This is a genomic window from Marinicella pacifica (assembly GCF_014636635.1).
In the GTDB taxonomy this organism is placed as follows: domain Bacteria; phylum Pseudomonadota; class Gammaproteobacteria; order Xanthomonadales; family Marinicellaceae; genus Marinicella; species Marinicella pacifica.
In genome coordinates this window covers 38658-56750 of sequence record NZ_BMEO01000014.1, presented here as the reverse complement: position 1 = coordinate 56750, position 18093 = coordinate 38658, and the positions used below count along the sequence as shown (strand labels likewise).

General features: G+C 46.1%; 14 protein-coding genes. 6 read left to right on the top strand and 8 right to left on the bottom strand.

The window, feature by feature from the left end:
• Positions 1-224: 224 nt before the first annotated feature.
• Positions 225-989 carry a DUF695 domain-containing protein gene (locus IEV16_RS12070; RefSeq protein WP_188365973.1) on the top strand — a complete coding sequence of 255 codons (765 nt, stop codon included), beginning with the start codon at positions 225-227 and terminating at the stop codon, positions 987-989.
• 224 nt (positions 990-1213) lie between these two features.
• Here the strand turns inward: IEV16_RS12070 and IEV16_RS12065 are convergent, their stop codons facing one another.
• The 3 genes from IEV16_RS12065 to IEV16_RS12055 are packed head-to-tail and all read right to left on the bottom strand — an operon-like array spanning position 1214 to position 6565.
• Positions 1214-2176 (bottom strand): ADP-ribosylglycohydrolase family protein, encoded by a 963-nt coding sequence (locus IEV16_RS12065; RefSeq protein WP_188365972.1) that lies wholly within the window; start codon positions 2174-2176, stop codon positions 1214-1216.
• 44 nt (positions 2177-2220) lie between these two features.
• Complete coding sequence (locus IEV16_RS12060; RefSeq protein WP_188365971.1) at positions 2221-5358, bottom strand: efflux RND transporter permease subunit; 3138 nt, start codon at positions 5356-5358, stop codon at positions 2221-2223.
• A gap of 10 nt (positions 5359-5368) precedes the next feature.
• Entirely contained in the window at positions 5369-6565 is a 1197-nt protein-coding gene (locus IEV16_RS12055) for an efflux RND transporter periplasmic adaptor subunit (protein WP_229728344.1), read from the bottom strand.
• A gap of 358 nt (positions 6566-6923) precedes the next feature.
• Between IEV16_RS12055 and IEV16_RS12050 the strand changes: the two genes are divergently transcribed.
• From IEV16_RS12050 to IEV16_RS12035, 4 genes are read left to right on the top strand one after another with little or no spacing between them, the layout of a single operon-like run.
• Positions 6924-8054: a cytochrome P450 gene (locus tag IEV16_RS12050; RefSeq protein ID WP_188365970.1), complete on the top strand. Its 1131-nt coding sequence runs from the start codon at positions 6924-6926 to the stop codon at positions 8052-8054.
• A 26-nt stretch (positions 8055-8080) separates the two neighbouring features.
• Entirely contained in the window at positions 8081-8674 is a 594-nt protein-coding gene (locus IEV16_RS12045; protein WP_229728343.1) for an SAM-dependent methyltransferase, read from the top strand.
• Positions 8671-9108, top strand: coding sequence for a VOC family protein (locus IEV16_RS12040; protein WP_188365969.1), 438 nt, complete (start codon positions 8671-8673; stop codon positions 9106-9108). The genes IEV16_RS12045 and IEV16_RS12040 overlap by 4 nt, the downstream gene beginning before the upstream one ends.
• A complete protein-coding gene (locus IEV16_RS12035; RefSeq protein WP_188365968.1) occupies positions 9108-11063 on the top strand; it encodes a DUF2207 domain-containing protein in 1956 nt (651 codons plus the stop codon). Before IEV16_RS12040 ends, IEV16_RS12035 begins: the two co-directional genes overlap by 1 nt.
• Positions 11064-11131: 68 nt before the next feature.
• Here IEV16_RS12035 and IEV16_RS12030 read toward each other — a convergent pair whose 3' ends face one another.
• Positions 11132-13027, bottom strand: coding sequence for a S9 family peptidase (locus IEV16_RS12030; protein ID WP_188365967.1), 1896 nt, complete (start codon positions 13025-13027; stop codon positions 11132-11134).
• A 156-nt stretch (positions 13028-13183) separates the two neighbouring features.
• Here IEV16_RS12030 and IEV16_RS12025 point away from each other — a divergent pair, with 156 nt between their 5' ends.
• Positions 13184-13435 carry a hypothetical protein gene (locus IEV16_RS12025; RefSeq protein ID WP_188365966.1) on the top strand — a complete coding sequence of 84 codons (252 nt, stop codon included), beginning with the start codon at positions 13184-13186 and terminating at the stop codon, positions 13433-13435.
• A gap of 11 nt (positions 13436-13446) precedes the next feature.
• Here IEV16_RS12025 and IEV16_RS12020 read toward each other — a convergent pair whose 3' ends face one another.
• The 4 genes from IEV16_RS12020 to IEV16_RS12005 form a co-directional block, all read right to left on the bottom strand.
• Positions 13447-13683, bottom strand: a complete 237-nt coding sequence (locus IEV16_RS12020; protein ID WP_188365965.1) for a hypothetical protein — start codon at positions 13681-13683, stop codon at positions 13447-13449.
• A 120-nt stretch (positions 13684-13803) separates the two neighbouring features.
• On the bottom strand, positions 13804-14502 hold the full coding sequence (locus IEV16_RS12015; protein WP_188365964.1) for a DNA alkylation repair protein: 699 nt from the start codon (positions 14500-14502) through the stop codon (positions 13804-13806).
• A gap of 83 nt (positions 14503-14585) precedes the next feature.
• Complete coding sequence (locus tag IEV16_RS12010; RefSeq protein WP_188365963.1) at positions 14586-15353, bottom strand: hypothetical protein; 768 nt, start codon at positions 15351-15353, stop codon at positions 14586-14588.
• 158 nt (positions 15354-15511) lie between these two features.
• The gene (locus tag IEV16_RS12005; protein ID WP_188365962.1) at positions 15512-18001 is read right to left on the bottom strand and encodes a phosphoenolpyruvate carboxylase; all 2490 of its coding nucleotides are present in this window, start codon (positions 17999-18001) and stop codon (positions 15512-15514) included.
• Between the last annotated feature and the right edge of the window lie 92 nt (positions 18002-18093).

Here is an 18093-nt window from a genome sequence, read left to right as displayed (position 1 = left end):
TCATGAAAGCATGCTTTCATGATGAAATCTCTCTCTTTACAAATGGTAGCGGTTTATTGGGCTAGTCAAATGAATATTAACAAACATAACAACAGGCTGAAAGTAAGATGGATTTTAATCCCGCACTGCGCATAGCCGAAACGCTGAAAAAAGGCGAGTACGAAAACCATTGAGCTTAATTATAAATAATGGAGTTTTTAAGTAAATTATTTGGAAAGGAGGAAATGAAAACTGACTATCAACCAGATTGGGCTTTTTACTTTTCAAACGTAGATGACAATTTGAGTTCTATTGCGACTGACTTGAACTTAATTAACATTGCACCAGTGAACGGACAAGATATTGTTGTTTATGTGTCTATTAAAATGCCAAATCCAAGAGAAGATGGACTTTCAAGTAACGAAGATGCAGACGATTTATGGAAAATCGAAGATAAGATAATAAAAGCCTTTGATAGCAATAATCTGAATTACACTTTTGCAGGTCGTCTGACCTCAAACGGATTTCGAGACATTTATTTTTTTGGAGAAAACCCAAATTCTATGGAAAAACAAGTTTTTTCCTCAATGACAGCATTTCCAAAATTTGAATTTGATTTTGGACATAAGCCAGATAAAGAGTGGAGTGGATATTTTGATTTTTTATATCCATTACCAAGACAGATGCAAGTAGTTCAAAACAGACGGGTTCTTGAACAACTAGAGAAAGGCGGAGATGATTTAACAAAACCAAGAGAAGTTTTTCATTGGATTTATTTTAAAACTCAAAATGAGCTTGATCAGTTTGAAAACTTTACTGACAATTTGGGATTTGAAACAAAAAATAAAAGTAAAACTAAACCGTCCAGTGAGTACAAATTTGTTATTTCAGTTTCTAGAGTTGACAAAGTTGGATATGATGAAATTGACGATTACACGTTGGAGCTTTGGGAAAAGGCCCAGGAATTAAATGGAGATTATGACGGATGGGAAACTTCCATAGAAAAATAAAAAAATCTGTCGGACTATTCAAAGCCAGTTTTATTTAGAGAGTTTTGTGCTAAAGAACGCTACGGGCCATATACAAAACTATTGTAGCCGCAGGGCTTGTCCCTGCCTTGCACCGCATCAGACTCTTATTCCGATAATAACATCATTTTACGATTGCTAAATGTAATCAGCATAGTCTCAATTCGGCGACCGCAAGGGTCGCAGCTACGGGTTATGTACTGATTTTATTTAACGAGCTGTGCAAATTTGTCACAAGTCTGACACAGCGTCAAACCATCATCCAATTGCAACAGCCATTCAATCGGAATGCCTCTGTTTTCATCAAGGCCGTAATAAGCGCCTAAGATTGTGCCGATAATGATGCTGCGGCCTGCGTTGTCGCCGCCGGCGCGGATATTGGTTTCAACCGCTTGTTGATAAGAGTCGGTGTTATTGAGGATATGGAAGCACAGGGGCATGGCCTGGGAGAGGGGGCAGGCGCGGCCGGTGGTTTCGCCGTATTGGACTGAATCGGTTTCTGAACTATTAAGGGCATCTTTAAGCCCTTTGCGGATGGTGTCCGGGGCTTGTTCAGCGACCTGTTGCAGGGCGGTTTTTAATTCGGTGTCGTTAAGAATCAGCGTCAGTAAATCGGCATAGACCCGGCCGTAATCGAGGGCATCTTGGTGAGTGTTGGTGATTGTGATGGCTTGATCGAGGATTTGGTTGAAGTTTTTTTGGTTGTGGTAAGTCAATATAACTGGTGCCAATCTGGATAGAGCCGGAAGCTGGTCATCTTCGATTCCCGAAGGTTCGGTTTGTCCTGATGCCAGATTTTGTAATGTCCCGGCCGTGGGTTTGTCGATATAACCCTGATATGAGCCGCCGGGGCCAAAGGTGTTTTTAAAATGCTGTTGTACGGATTCAGTGTTCAGTTGTCCGTTACAGGCCTTCATGCTGACAATCATTAAGCGCAAGGATTCACCGTATTGGCTGAGCATACCGCTGTGTTTATGGCCATGGGCAAAGTAGCCGACGTCACTGCGGTAGTGCCGGGCGTCGATGGGTACAAAGACGGGTTGGTCGTTGTGGTTTTTAACAACTTCAGCAATGCGTTTTACATCATACAGCCAGTGTAGTCCAAGTGAAGCGACATCGGCAACCAGAGCGCCGATGAGGGTGTTTCTGATTAGATTTTTAATTGACATTGTTCCATTATAACGCAGACGTCCATGTCTGCAGGCTGTATAACTTATCCGTTCTGACGGGCCTCAGAGGATTCCAGTGTGCGGGTTTGTGGGACTTCCCGGCCCAGTAAACGGGCTTTGGTGCGTTGTTTAAAGTCATGGAAATCAAGGCCGATGGCATACAATGCCGGCACCATAAACAGGGTGATGAAAAAGGCCATAAACACACCGAACGCCAGTGATACCACCACCGGTTGTAAAAAGGCGGCTTGAATGGAGCGTTCCAGCATCATCGGCATCAGACCGACGATGGTGGTGACGGAAGTCAGCAAAATCGGGCGAAAACGGGCGACACCGGCTTCGATAATGGCTTCTTTGGCCGCCAGGCCTTTTTCTTTGAGTTGATTGCAATAATCCATCAGTACCAGATTGTCATTCACCACCACCCCGGCGGCGGCGGCAATACCAAAGTAACTGAATATGGCCATGGTTAAATTAAACACCGAATGGCCAACCACGGCGCCGATGAAGGCATACGGAATCGCAATCAGGATCAGAATCGGTTGGCCATAACTTTTAAAGGCCACCGCCAATAGTGCGTACATGGAAAAGAAAGCAATTAAATAAAGTCCCATGAGCTCCTGGAAAAAGCGGGCTTCGCCTTCTGCCTGTCCGATGGCGCCACGGATAATGCCCGGGTAGCGTTTTTCCCAGGCCGGATAAAAGTTGGTTTCTAAGTCTTCCACAATATCCTGACGGACGTTATCTTTCATATCGGCACTGACCCGCGCTGCACGGTTACCGTTCCAGCGGCGAATGCTTTGGATACCCGGGGCAAATTCTAAATCGGCCACGGCCAGTAAGGGCACGGTGTGACCGGCTGGGGTACGCACATTAAAATTATTTAAACTTTCTATGGAGTAGCGATCGGCTTTGGGATAGCGGACTTTAACCCGCACATCCTGACCGTTGCGGGGCAGGCGCTGGACTTCTTCGCCGAAATAGGCTTGTCTGACCTGACGGTTGACATCAGCCAGAGTCAGGCCTAATTTTTTGGCGCCGGGTTTTAAGGTCAGTCGTATTTCCTCGGTGGCACCGTCCAGATTATTACGCACATCATAGAGGGTTTCATAGGTTCTCAATTGATTTTCTAAATCAGCGGTGGCGGCACGTAAGGTGCTTAAATCCGGGTGCCGGACAGAGACTTCAAAACCCGGTTCATTGTCGCCGTTGGTGTATTCCACCGAGACTTCTTTGGCATCGGGTATATCACCCATCAACTCCCGCAAGCGAATCGAGGCATCTTTTGCGCTCATATCGCGCACTTCCGGCGGTGCCAGTTTTACAATGGCCATGACGCTGTCACGGCGGGACCGGGTGTACCAGTTCTCGATGAGTTCACCTTCACCTTCTGTACGCTCGTTGACTTCGTCCACCAGAGCCTGCTCGGCGTTTTGTAATTGGGCCAGGATTTCTAATGCGCGGCTGTAGGGTGCGCCTTCCGGCAGCACCACATTAACAATAATTTCATCGGATTCAATATCCGGCATAAAGCCTTTTTTCACAATGCCGGCACCAAACATGCCCATACCGACAATTAACAGTCCGATAAAGAAACTGGTGGTCAAATAACGATGCGTTAAAGACCAGTCAATCATTTTACGGTAACGTTTATCGGCAAAATTGATAATGCCATGGGCGATTTTCTTTTGTAACTGACCGAAGCGGTTATGTACCACCCGGGGCTTCATTTTGGATAAATGCGCCGGCAGAATAAATAAGGATTCGATTAAAGAAAAACTTAAAGCCAGTATCACCACCCAGGTAATATGCCGGGTAAATTCGCTGGTGGAACCACTTAAAAATAACCAGGGTAAGAAAGCCATAATGGTGGTGGCGACCCCAAAGATGACCGGTTTGGCCACCATCTGGGTGCCGGCGACGGCCGACTTCACACCACCGCCCATTTCCATGGATTTACTGTGGATGCCTTCTCCGACAACAATGGCATCATCCACCACAATACCCAGCACCAGTAAAAAGGCGAAGGTGGAGAGCATATTTAACGATACCCCGACTGAGGGTAAAAGCACAAAGGCACCGGCATAAGCGGTGGCAATACCAACCGCCACCCAAAAGGCCACTTTGGGCCGTAAGGTCATCATTAACACAAACAATACCAGAATCAACCCAATCAGTGCTGATGAGGTGATGGTGGTCATGCGGCTGTTAAAGTCTTCTGCCTGATCAGTCCAGAGGGTGAGTGTGGCTTCTTCCGGTAAGGTTTGTTGGCGTTTGGCAATCCATTCATTGACCGCCTTGGACGCAGTCACGATGTCCATAATTTCCGTGGTCATGACCTGAATGAGTACTGCCGGTTCACCATTTAACGTCGCCAGTATGGGTTCATCCACAAACCCGTCAATTACCGTGGCCACATCGCCCACCCGCACCAGTCCGCCGCTGGCGTCTTCGCGAATCACAATATCTTCAAACTCAGACTGGCTGTCGGCCTGATTCCGGACTTTCAGTTGGTAGCTGCCGGTTTGGGTACGCACGGTTCCGGCTGAGCGGTTCATAGAGGCGTTGCGGATGGCATTGGCGACTTCAGAAAAAGTCAGGTCATAGCGTTTTAAGGCGGTTTCACCCACTTCGATGGACACCTCTTCATCACGGGTGCCGAATAATTCGACCACAGTGATGGCCGGTAATTGTGCCACTTCCCGACGCAATGTTTCAGCCAGGCGTTTGAGTTCACGTTCTTCCATATCACCATGCACGGCGATACGAATGTATTCATTGCGGTTCACCCATTGCTGCACAATGGGTGGCTCCATATCGGTGGGAAAGGTGGAAATCGAGTCAATGCGTATTTTGACGTCATTCATAAACTGGGTGAAATCCACTTGTTGCTCGGCCAGAATATACACCGCACCGCCACCTTCACGGGATTCCGAACGTACCCATTCAATGGCGTCCAGGTCACTCACGGATTCCTCGATACGGGTTACCAGTTGTTCTTCGACTTCCTGGGGTGAAGCGCCGGGCCAGGTGACACCGATATAAAGACCTGGAAAGCGGACCTGCGGTTCCATTTCGCGTTCCATGCTGTTAAAGCCGATAAAACCGGCCAGAAAAATACCCACCATCATCAGATTGGCGGCGACGTGATTATTGGCCCACCAGGCGATTAAACGATTCATATTGCCCTCCTTAAAGCTTTGAAACCACACCGGCATCAGTGCCGGTAGATGAAGCTGTTAACGGTTCGACCAGCATGCCGTCAAAGACATTGTTGACGGCTGACGTGACCACATTTTCTCCGGTATGGACACCGGCACTGATAAAGACTTCATCGGACGTGGTGGCATAGACCTCGACCTGGCGAATGTTTAATTTGTTGTCCTGATTGACCACATATACCGTGTCCTCCTGACGCAAAGCATCACGGGGTAAGACCCAGGCATCCGTTTCTTCAAAGCCCTTGATCCGTGCATTGACGAACATACCGACGGCAAAAGGCGCACCGCCATTAGCCGCCTGGCCATAGGGGTCTTCCACTTCCGCAATGGCATAGCTTAAGCGGGTATTCTGATCGACGGCAGCATTGGTGCGCACAATCCGACCTCGCCATTGGTGGCTGCTGCGACCAATGTTGGTGGTGAACAGAACTTCAGGTGCGTTCTTTTCGCCGGCTTCAAATCCAAGTGGCAGTCGTAATGCAGATAACTGCAGGTCGGTTAAGGGTAAACGCACTTGCGCCACATCCACTGAAAACACCTGACCCAGCACTGCGCCGGCAGACACGTATTGGCCCAGACCGACATTTCGGGACATGACACGACCGTTAAAAGGTACACGAATTTCAGTGCGCTCAACATTCAGTTCAGCTTCTTTCAAATCGGCTTTGGCTGCAGCCAGTTTGGCTTCGGCTTCTAAAACCTGGGGTTTGTTGAGGGCAAAAGCGGTGGGTTTTGTGTCGCCTTTTTTCTGATCCCAGGTATCTTTTTTGATTTTTTCATTGGCCAGTTCGCGTTCCAAAGCCACCCGTGCTTCTGCCAGACGGGCTTGAGCGCGTATGACCGCTGCTTTGTAATCAGTGTCATCAATTTTGAGTAACAGGGTATCACTGTCAATGGCCGCGCCTTCTTCAAAGTCAGGGCTGATTTCAATGATATGGCCACTAACGCGGGCAGTTAACGGGATTTGGTTTTTGGCTTTGACTTCCCCCTGGGTCTCCACATCAATGGAACGGCTGGTTTTAACAACCGGTGCCACATGTAAAGACACAGTGCGCTGACTGCTTTCTTTTTTTTCAGGCGCCGGTTTGCCGGCCACCATAACCTGAACCAATACTATGGCGCCGATAATCACCAGAATAGGTGCAATAATTTTTGTTGCTTTACTCATAATTAGTCCCCCTTTGGGATTATTGGGTGTTGTCTTTTAAAAACCACTCAGCGAGCGGTTGAATTCGATGTTTAATTATTTAATCAAAAATTTGACGCTAAAACATGGGCCAGAAGTCAGGATTTATATGCACTATCAGTGATTTATAGGGCATTAGTCATGGTCAGCATTAATAAGGTTTTTAAGCGGTATTTCGTATCTTGACAGCGCTGAGAAGCGGTCATGGATTTAACGGCGGGGTATTGTGGTTTGATTCAAATCAACTATTAAGGAAAAAGTGATGTCATAAGTCCCGCTGTGCTTGCACCCAAGGGTTAAATCAAGACAATGAAGCCTTTGTAGATGACAGGAGCCCGCGATGTCACACCATCAAGATTGGAACCCGCGTTCAGATGAGAGTTTAAATCAGGCCGTTACCACTTATGATCAGATGCGTGCCGAATGTCCGGTGGCTTATAGTGACTACCTGCAATGGACAGTATTTCGGCATGCCGATATAGCAGCTATACTGCAAGACCACGATACCTTTAGTAACTGTGTATCCCGTCATGTTTCAGTCCCCAATGGCATGGATCCGCCGGAGCATACAATTTATCGGGATTTAATTAACCCGTATTTTAGTGAACAAGCGGTACAGGCGTTTGCACCAACTTGTCAGGACATTGCCGAGCACTATGCGGGCTTAATCAGTGACTGTGAAGAAGTTGATTTTATGGCTAAGTTTGCCTGGCCGGTGGCGGTGGCCATGCAGTGTGCCTTTTTGGGTTGGTCAGATCAACACATCGACCCCTTAACGGCGTGGGTGAAAAGAAACCAGCAAGCCACTTTAGTTCGAGACAGAGCGGAACTGGCTGATTGTGCCGCTGAATTTGAAGTGATTGTTTCAGGGGTTATTGAACGTCATCAGAACAAAGATGATGTCACCGCACGTTTGTTACAAGAACGGGTGGACGGCGAACTGTTAACCCGATCGCAACTGATCAGTATTTTACGCAATTGGGCGGTGGGCGAAATCGGCACCATGGCAGCTGCTATGGGGATATTGGTACAGTTTTTGACGGAGAACCCGGATATTCAACACCATATTCGGCAAGATCAGACGAAAATTCCGGAAGTAATCGAGGAAATCCTTCGTTTACAGGGGCCTTTGGTGACCAATCGAAGAAAAACCACCTGTCCGGTGACGTTGGCCGGGCGTGATATCCCCGCAGATTCAACGTTAACTTTAAACTGGGTCTCGGCCAATCGCGATGAAACTGTTTTTGAGCAGGCCGATCAATTCCGTTGGAACCGGGATCACAAACAAAACCTGATGTATGGTGCCGGAATTCACTATTGCCCTGGTGCCGGTTTGGCGCGTATGGAGCTCAAAGCGGTGATCATGGCTTTATTGAATGCAAGTAGCGATATGCACAGTGCCGGTGAAACCACACCGGCACATTATCCCGCCAGTGGTTATGCCACATTGCCCATTCACATGCTAAAATAAAATAACTGTGTATTTTTAGGAGATGGATGATGAGTTGGGATGAACGATTTGCTGATGAAGGTTATTTTTACGGGGTGGCGCCCAATGACTTCCTGGCGAGCCAATTTGAAACCATTCCATTGGGTCGGGTCTTGTGTCTGGCCGAAGGCGAAGGCCGAAATGCTGTGTTTCTGGCAGAACAGGGTTATCAGGTCACGGCTGTGGATGCCTCAAAAGTGGGTTTGGATAAAGCCGACAAGCTGGCAAAAGACCGGGGTGTTCGTATTACCACTGTGCAGGCTGATTTAGCGAACTATCAAATCGAACCCAACAGCTGGCAGGGGATTGTCTCGATATTTTGCCATTTACCGCCTGAATTACGCCATCAGGTTCACCGGGCGGCTGTGGCTGGTTTGGTATCCGGGGGAGTAATAATTCTTGAAGCCTATACCCCGGCGCAATTAAATAACACCACCGGCGGACCGCCTACGGAGGAACTGATGATGACTGAAGCCCTACTTCGAGAAGATTTTAAAGATCTGGATATTGTTCATATCGCAGAATTTAAGCGCGATGTGATTGAAGGCCGTGGCCACACCGGGGCGGCCGATGTGGTGCAATTAACGGCGGTCAAACCATGAGTGCTTTAACGCCGTTTCATCTGGCCATTCCTTGCCGTGATGTGGCCGAAGCCACGGCTTTTTACCGCGATGTTTTGGGCTGTTCTTTAGGCCGCGCCAGTGAGGATTGGATTGATTTAAACCTTTTCGGTCATCAGCTGGTGTGTCATTTGGATCCGAATTTAGGCCCGGACGGTCAGGTTAAACTGGTGCACAGTGATGTCGATAAACATGCCGTACCGATTCCACATTTTGGTGTGGTGTTAAGTATGGACGATTGGCAACAATTGGCTGAACGCTTAACTGATTATGGTGTGAAGTTTATGATCGAGCCTTATGTGCGTTTTAAAGGCCAGGCTGGTGAGCAGGCAACGTTATTTTTTAAAGATCCATCGGGTAATGCCCTGGAGTTTAAGGCGTTTAAAGACTTGAATCGTTTGTTTGCCATCGACTGATGGGGCGATATCAACAATCAATGATTATGGGGTTGCTGTTTTTGGGCTTGATAATCATTTCTGCACCGGTTTTTGCAGTTGAAAAAATTCTGCATTTTGAAAGTGACATTAATCTTCACCATGATGGCACCCTAACGGTTATTGAAACCATTGATGTCTGGGCTGAAGGTAAAGCCATAAAACGTGGTATTTATCGCGATTTTCCCACCCGATATCGCAATGATTTGGCCATTGAACGCCGCACCGGTTTTAAGGTTGTCTCAGTGTTACTGGATGGTGAGCCGACATCCATGATGTTGCAAGACATGGTGAATGGTCAACGGGTTTATATAGGCGATAAAAATAGTTATTTATCCCATGGTCGGCACCGTTTTCAACTGACCTATCGAACCAATCATCAATTACAGTTTTTTGATGATTATGATGAATTCTACTGGAATGTCACCGGCAACGGCTGGTCATTTCCCATCAATAAAGTGACGGCATCAGTTCACCTGCCCCGCGGTGGCAGCCATGCCATTAAAGACATCAGAGGCTGGACCGGTTATCAGGGTCAACAGGGTGATGATTTTAAGATTCTTTCAACGGATAACGATACGGTAGTATTTGCCAGCACCCAAACATTGGCTGAGCATCAGGGTTTAACCATTGGTCTTTCTTTTAAAAAAGGCCTGATCCAACAACCCGGTTTACAAATCGGTCGTTTTATAGCGCATAATATTTTGTGGCTCAGTACCTTATTGGCTGTGTTGGGTTTATTGGTTTTTATGGCGCTGGCCTGGCTTCGACATGGGCGCGATCCGAAAAAAGGTGTGATTGTTGCCCGTTTTAAACCACCCAAAGGCCTGTCACCAGCGGCCATTAATTACCTGGACAACCAAAAAATCACCAATACCACCTTAACCGCTGCCATATTAAGTCTGGCCGTTAAAGGTGCGCTTATGATTAAACAGAAGTCTCAGCACTATCGCTTATTCAAACAACAGCCTCAGCAGAAATTATCCAAAGGCGAAAAGCAGCTGTATAAAAACCTGTTTGCCGATAAAAAGGATGAACTCATCATCAATAAAAAGCCCAATGCGAAACTGGCTAAGGGTAAAAAACAATTGGCACATAAACTGACCGCTGAATATAAAGACGCCTGTTTTAAAAATAATCGCCGCTATATTATCTGGGGCTGGGTACTGAGTTTGCTCTGTTGCATCCTGTTTTATGCCTTATTTTATGGGTTTGAACAGGGTACAGCTGCATTTTTTGGCGGTCTGTTCGTTTATGTCTTCGCTTTTTTGGTGGCTGTAATCACATTGATGGCCTGGCCGGTGGTGGTCGGTGTTTTATTACTGTTGGTTTTGGTGGGGTCTTTTTCTGAATTAATGCAATGGTTTGTGGATGTTCAGGTGGGTCTTTATTTCACACTGGTAATCATTGCGTTAAATATTCTGTTCACCTGGTTAATACAGTCACCAACCCTCTACGGCCGTCAGATTTTGGATCAAGTCGCCGGATTAAAACTGTATATCAGTATGGCGGAGGAACAACGCTTAAACCTGATGAATCCGCCGGAGAAAAACCTGGCCCATTACGAAGCTTTATTGCCTTATGCGGTGGCTTTGGGTTTGCAAAACCGCTGGGCCGAAAAGTTCAGCGCGGTCTTTAGTGCTGAAAAGACGGAGCCGAAAACCACCGGCGATTTACCGTTAAGCTGGTATCAAGGCGATGTACTCAATGACCGATCCCTGACAGAACAATTATCCGCTCTGTCCGGTCAACTCGACAGCACAGTCCAAAAAGCCGCCGATGTGCCGGCTTCAAAACAAAGCATATCCTCTTCATCAGACGGCTATGGCAGTTATTCAAGTTCGTATTCCTCATCGTATTCATCCAGCAGCAGTTTTTCCTCCGGTGGCGGCTTTTCCGGCGGCGGCGGTGGCGGCGGTGGCGGCGGTGGCTGGTAAATTGCTTAACAGGTATAAAAAACGCCACTGTTTCAAGCGGCGTTCTTTTTGTCATTATCCTTATAAGTTTACAGCGTTTCTTCAAGCCACTTAAAGAATTCTTTTTGCCAGATTAAGCCATTTTGCGGTGTGCTGATCCAGTGGTTTTCATCCGGGAAAAACACCAGGCGGCTTTTAATGCCCTGCAGTTGTGCGGCCTGAAAAGCGGCTAAACCCTGACCGATTGGAACGCGGTAATCGGTGTTACCGTGCATCACCAGAATCGGCGTGTCCCAATTGCTGACAAAGTTAACCGGATTAAAGTCTTCTAAGGCTTTCTGGGCGTCTTTATTGTCTTTATCCCAGTACGGTCCGCCCATGTCGTAATTAACAAAGAACAGTTCTTCGGTGGTGCCGTACATGCTGCGCAGATCAAACACACCGGCATGGGCAATAAAGGTTTTAAAACGCTTGTCATGATGACCGGCTAAATAGAACACAGAATATCCGCCGAAACTGGCGCCAATGGCCCCTAAACGGTCTTTATCCACGTAAGGCTCTTTGGCCACATCATCGATGGCATCGAGATAATCCTGCATCGCTTTACCACCCCAGTCTTTACTGATGGCCTCATTCCAGGCAACGCCGTGACCCGGCATACCGCGGCGATTGGGTGCCACAATGATATAGCCTTGAGAGGCCATCACCTGGAAGTTCCAGCGATAAGAATAGAACTGTGATAAAGCTGATTGCGGACCGCCCTGGGCGTACAAAAGGGTCGGGTATTTTTTGTTTTTATCAAAGTTCGGCGGATAAATCACCCAGGTCAGCATATCGTGACCGTCCTGAGTCTTCACCATGCGTTTTTTCACCGTGGGTAAATCCAGTGAATCGTATAAGTCATCATTAACATGGCTAAGCTGCTTAAACGATTGCTTATCCAGATCAAAACGATAAATTTCCGGGGCATGGTTCATATCGGTGCGGGTGACGATTAAGGCACCATCCACTTCACCGACAATACCGGTGACATCGAACTGGCCTTCGCTCAGTTGTTGTAAATCCGGCATGCGTTTGGTTTTACCCGGATCATCGACACTGAATAATTGCACGGTACCGTCCACCGGTGCGGTGAAATAGATTTTTTCGCCATCTTCGGCCCATTTAAAACTACGCACCGTGCCGTCCCAATGGGCGGTCAAATTATTAGTGAAGCCTTTATGTTTTACGATAATATCGTTCTTATCGGCTTCATAACCCGGGGTTTTCATTTGTAACCAGGCCAAGGTGCCGTTCGACGAAAAAGCCGGGCTGGTGTCGTAACCGGGATTTTCCGAGGTGATGTTCTCAGTTTTTTTCGTTTTTATATTATATTTATAGATGTCACTATTGGTGCTGTTGGCGTATTCTGTGCCGACCACTTTTTTACTGACGTAGTAAATATTCTCACCTTCGGGCCCCCAAATATAATCCTCATCACCACCAAACGGCATTTGGGGCGTGTAATAGGGTTCACCCGGCATGATGTCGGTTTCTTCTTCGGTCGCTAAATCACGGTAAAATACATGATTAAATTTCCCCTCGTTATAAGTGGACCAATGGCGATAATCCAAGGAATCATAGACATTGACTTCGGCTTTATCCATGCCCTCATAGCGGTCTTTACCGGCGACTTCATTCACCAGAACTGCTTTGTGAAAAAGTTTCTTGGTGCCATCAGGTGACAGGTTCTTATCTTTCAGCAGTCCTTCATAGGCCTCGGTTAACAGCGCCGGCCCGCCATCAACAGATAGTCTATAGACCTTTTTATCAAAATCATTGTCCGAAACATCAGGCGTGGTGACTTTAAAAAACACCTGGGATTTATCCTGCGATAAACCCAATGCCGAGACCCGCTCAACCTGCCATAACTTCTCGGGGGTTAAGACATCGGCAGATGCCGATATTCCGGTGAATACCAATAGAAATACTAAAAATTGTTTCATAATAAACAGCCCATTAGAAAAGGCTTATCAGGTTACCTAAAAACAGCCGAAAAAGAAAGCTTACTTTATAGATTTAAATGGGGCATTTAAAGGATGAGTGGTATTGTCTTTCAGATCTCAACTTGCTATGTTGATAATTAAAAATATTTTAATTCCATGGCAAAACCCAATAAAAAAGGCCCGATTAAAACAGTGGATGTGTACTGCGTACAGTGTAAGACTCAGCTGTATAAATACCGCAAAGGTGGTAAAGGATCCTTGGTGAAATGTTTTAAAGCGCGTATCAGTCAGGATTTTACTGAACAACCCTGTGTGTGTCCTGAATGTGGTCAGGAATTCGCACGCGAAACAATGGTTCGCGGCACTCCGGCGTATAAAATGATTGGTGGTAAAGTGTTTGCCAAATAAACCACGTTTGATTAAGAAAATATCGCAAAAGGAATCGCCAGCAGGAATAAAATCGGCAATAACAGTAATTTCAACAAGCCGAAAAAGACCACACCGATAACCGTCAGAAAAAACACGCTAATTGACAAAATGGCGGCACCGACAAATAAAATCGGGCTGAGTAAGATCAAAACAAAAACCCAAAATAAAACTTTCAATACTAATAGCGCAGCCAGTAATATCAAAAGCCCAACAAACACTTCAATCATTATATCCACCTTTAAAACAGTCGCCTAACAACAGGTTAGATTACCTATTTAAAATAGCAAAATTCGTTTTCAGATTGAAGTGCCGGAAGTCAGGGTTTGGTATCGGTGGTTAATGACTTTTTATTGGGCGAATTTCTTTTTCAGATAATCACTGGTTAAATGTTTGGTGATATCCATGGGCTCACATTGTGTTTTACCGGATTCAACTGGCACCGGGCCTATTTTTTTGGCCACTTTAAGTGCGGCTTTGTTGAGTGTTTTGTTGCGTTTGCCGATGCCCATGAGCGCTGTGGCCATGGCCAAATGAACAGACCTGTCTTCGTCGGTAAAAGTTTGGTCAATATGGTTGATGAGCTTGAGAAAATATTCATCATTAGGTGCACTTTTCTTGGTTGATTTTGACAGATCATAGATAAAACCATAGGCACATCGGCGTCGCACAGAATCATCGCTTATGAGCCAATCATCCGCCACCGTTTGTATAAAGTTGGTTTTAGTCACCGGCGCGCCACAAGCCGAAAATACATGCACCATCATGCCAAAATCGACATCCTCAACTTGCGCCTCCACCTGTACACGGGTGATGTATTTAGGGTCGTCAATTAAAACGGCCATAACCTTCATGTCATAATAATCACTGTCCCACAATTCCTTCGCCAGCGCATGGTTCTTACCGACCTGTTTGGCCAGTTTACGCAATACCGTTAAACCAATACCAAAGCTTTTATAGGCGCAACCGCTCTCCATCGCCTGCCAGTTATCGATCCCCCGTGGATTCTGGTTGTCTTCTAATAATTTATAAACGTCTGCTTTATTCATATCGTTCTATTTAGTATATAAAAAATACATGTGTAAGGGAGGACAAGTGATTTATTTTATAGGCGACTTAAATAACGACACCGTCAACATGACACCACTGAAAATGCGGATCCTATGGTGTGTAAAAAGGCATTAATGACCTCGGTTGTGACTCTGGCTTTATTAAACACAATATCAAGTAAAATCATAAAAATAACACCGATATAAGCCAAATAAGCAAAGCCCATATAATCATTATATAAAATCGTATAAAACCAGTCTTGACCAAAAATATAGAAAGCACCGGCGATGGCTGTTGCAGCGAGCAGTAATATGCTGGGCAAAAATAAATGTGCCATCGCTTTAGGTTTAGCAAAAGAAACAATCAGGACGATGAGAAACATAATCAGGTTTGAGCCTAAAAATATCCTCAAGTCGAACTTTAATTCTCCGATAATTTTAAGGTAACGGTCTTTAATGATATCAGCGAGGGTGTGTTGGGCGAGTTGAATATTTTTAATGCGATCCAGATATCCTGAAGTGATTGATTGAGCTAAATTCTTTTTCTTTTCGCAATCATAGCCGCACATTGAAGCAATAACCGAAGCAATTTTATCGGGTAACTTGTTTTCAATATCCTGTTTGATTTTACTTTCTTCATAGCCTAAACGGCCGGCAATTTTAAGGGCGCTGTCTGCCAAAGAGGATTGTGTCACTAAGGCCTGCTTTTCTTTTAATTCCTTTTCAATTTGATATTTAACAAAACCTTTCGCTGATTGTTCAATGGTGTCTGAAGATAAAAATGTAACAGAAAAAAGTAGCGCAAATAAAGCGGTGCCAAAAAGACCGATTGATCGTAAGGTTATGCCCATTTTTTATTTTTAGCTTAGCGACTAAATTATTATATTAAAAAGCATTTAATCTTAGCACAACAATCGATAGTCTTGGTGTTTATACTTTAGAGTATAAATTTGAATAGTTTTGGGAGGTCTCTCGATTCACTCCGTTCGCTCGGGGCGACTGTCGTCGTTTACACCGCATTTCGGCTGGCGTTGATGTTGCCGTAGAGGGAGCGGGTGACCATGTTTTCGAAGGTCTGGATTGTTTTCGGATCGGCGTTTTGGGCTTTTAATTCCTCGATGGTTTGCAGGGCGTATTGCTGGATGGTGAGGAGTGGCAGTACGATGCGTTCACGGATTTGGATGGAGGCGTTGCGGCGTTTTTGGTCGGCCAGCAGTTCTGTTTGTTGGGACACGGCCAGTAAGCATTCGCGACTGCGTTCGAATTCGTCTTTGATCAGGCGCCAGAAATCACCAAAGTGTTGGTTTTGTTCCAGATAAGCGGTCAGGGGCATATAGGATTTGGCCAGCGACATCATGCAATTGTCCATCAGGGTTTTAAAGAAACCTGAGGTTGTATAAAGTTGTTGTAGGTCATTTAAGCAGCCATCATCAATCAGTCGTTGTAAGGCGGTACCGACACCGTAATAACCCAGCACGTTTTGTTTGAGCTGGCTCCAGGCGCCGACAAAGGGAATGGCGCGTAAATCTTCGAACACCAGCCCGGCATTATCATCACCGCGTTTGGTGGGGCGGCTGGAGATGTTGGTTTGGCCGTAGTATTTGAGGGTGCTGATTTGTTCTAAATACGGCACAAATTTCGGGTGTTGTTTAAAATCCTGATAATGGTTAAAGCTGATATCAGCGAGTTGTTGCAGAATTTTGTAAGCACCATCATGCCAGGCGTCTTCAGGCGGATTAATGGCGTTAAAAACACCGGCGCTTAAGAGCTGTTCGAGGTTATATTGGGCGGTGTCTGGGTTGCCAAAATTAGCGGATATGGTTTGGCCTTGTATGGTTAACTGGGTGGCGTGGTTCTGGATATACGGACTTAATGAGGCATAAAACTGGTGGGTTTCACCGCCACCACGGGCCGGCGGGCCGCCACGACCATCGAAAAACACAACCTCAATGTCATGTTCTTTAGCGACCTTAGACAGCGCTTCTTTGGCTTTTAAAATCGCCCAGTTAGCAGCGATATAGCCGCCGTCTTTGGTGCCGTCGGAAAAACCCAGCATGATGGTTTGGCGGTTATTACGGTGTTCCAGGTGTTTACTGTATTCATCGTCCGTGTACAAAGTGGTCATGACCTCTGGCGCGGCCGCTAAATCCTCTATGGTTTCAAATAAAGGCACAATATCCACCGGAAAAGGTTTGGGCAAATCAGCTTTGTGCATCAGATCCATGACAGTTTTTACATGTGCCACCGATTGACAATTACTGATAATAAAACGCTGACATCCTGAATGGCCGTTGTCTTTTTGGATTTTCACCATGGCTTGTATCGTGGCCAGGGTATCCTTAACCGGTAACGCATCGCGATTGTTTTGTTCCTTATTGAGCACCGCTTGTACCGCTGTTAAGATTCGCGAATCCTGGCGAATGTCCAGTGGTGCGAAATGAAAACCAAAACTATGTACCTGACGAACCAGGGCTTCGACGTGATCGACAAATAAGCCTTGGTGGTCGTTGTTTAAATCAGTTTTTATGGTTTTTAAATCATCGAGTAATTGCTCGGCGCTGTAATCATGGTGTTCTGGGTTGGTGTAAGCACCGGTGTACAGTTTTTGTTCAATGTCACTGACCTGGTCTTCAATGTTCTTAAAGGTCAGACGGCGTTTTATATCACGGACATGACGGTAATAGCATTTAAGAATAGTGCTGCGTAAACGTCGGGCCACTTTAAGTGTGGTGTCGGCGGTTACATAGGGATTGCCGTCACGGTCACCACCGGGCCAGAAGCCCACTTCGATAAAGGCGTTTTCGGGTAGTTGGCCATCTGGATAGATGTGGTTTTCCAGACGCTTGTTTATGTCTTGGACGGCTTTGTAAAAGACGTTTTCTAAATACCAGGTTAAACTGGCGGCTTCTTCGAACGGTGTGGGTTTTTGTTTGCTGTAAAGCGGAGTTTTACCGAGTTGTTGCAGCAGCATTTCGATGTCGCTTAAGTTATTGTCTTTAATCGCCTGTGAGAGTTCGGTGATGATCCCCAGAACCGGCCCGGGGTAAAACTGGGTGGGGTGAGCGGTAAGCACAATGCGGGCATGGTAATGCTTTAGCTTTTCTTTGAGTTCAGCGGTTTTATTCAAAAAAGCACTGCGCTGTGCCAGTAATGGTATACTTCCGGCACCGTCGAGCGCATTGTTTTCGGTGAAAGCGGCTTCTTCAATGGCATCAAACAGCACAATCTGACGTTCAATGTACTGAATCAATTTAAACAGCACAGTGATGCGTTGTTCACTGTTTTGCTCAGGCAGATGGTGATCGAAGAATTCGTCAATAATTTGTCTGGGGCTTTGTTGCTGTTGATAGCCTTGTTGGCAGTGTTGGTTCAAAAGCGGCAGTAACACACCCACCTGATGCACCTGGTCAAAGGGCAGGTTTAAAAACAAGCTGTTATAAATCTGAAATTTATTCACCACCGTTCGGTGATAGATGTCCATGGTGGATTGTGTGGTCATTGTTATTCTTGTTTTGATGTAAAGAAGCTTTGCTTGTTTGCTTTGCAAACTGGGTCCCCGGATCAAGTCCGAGGACGTCGCTCGAAAATAGC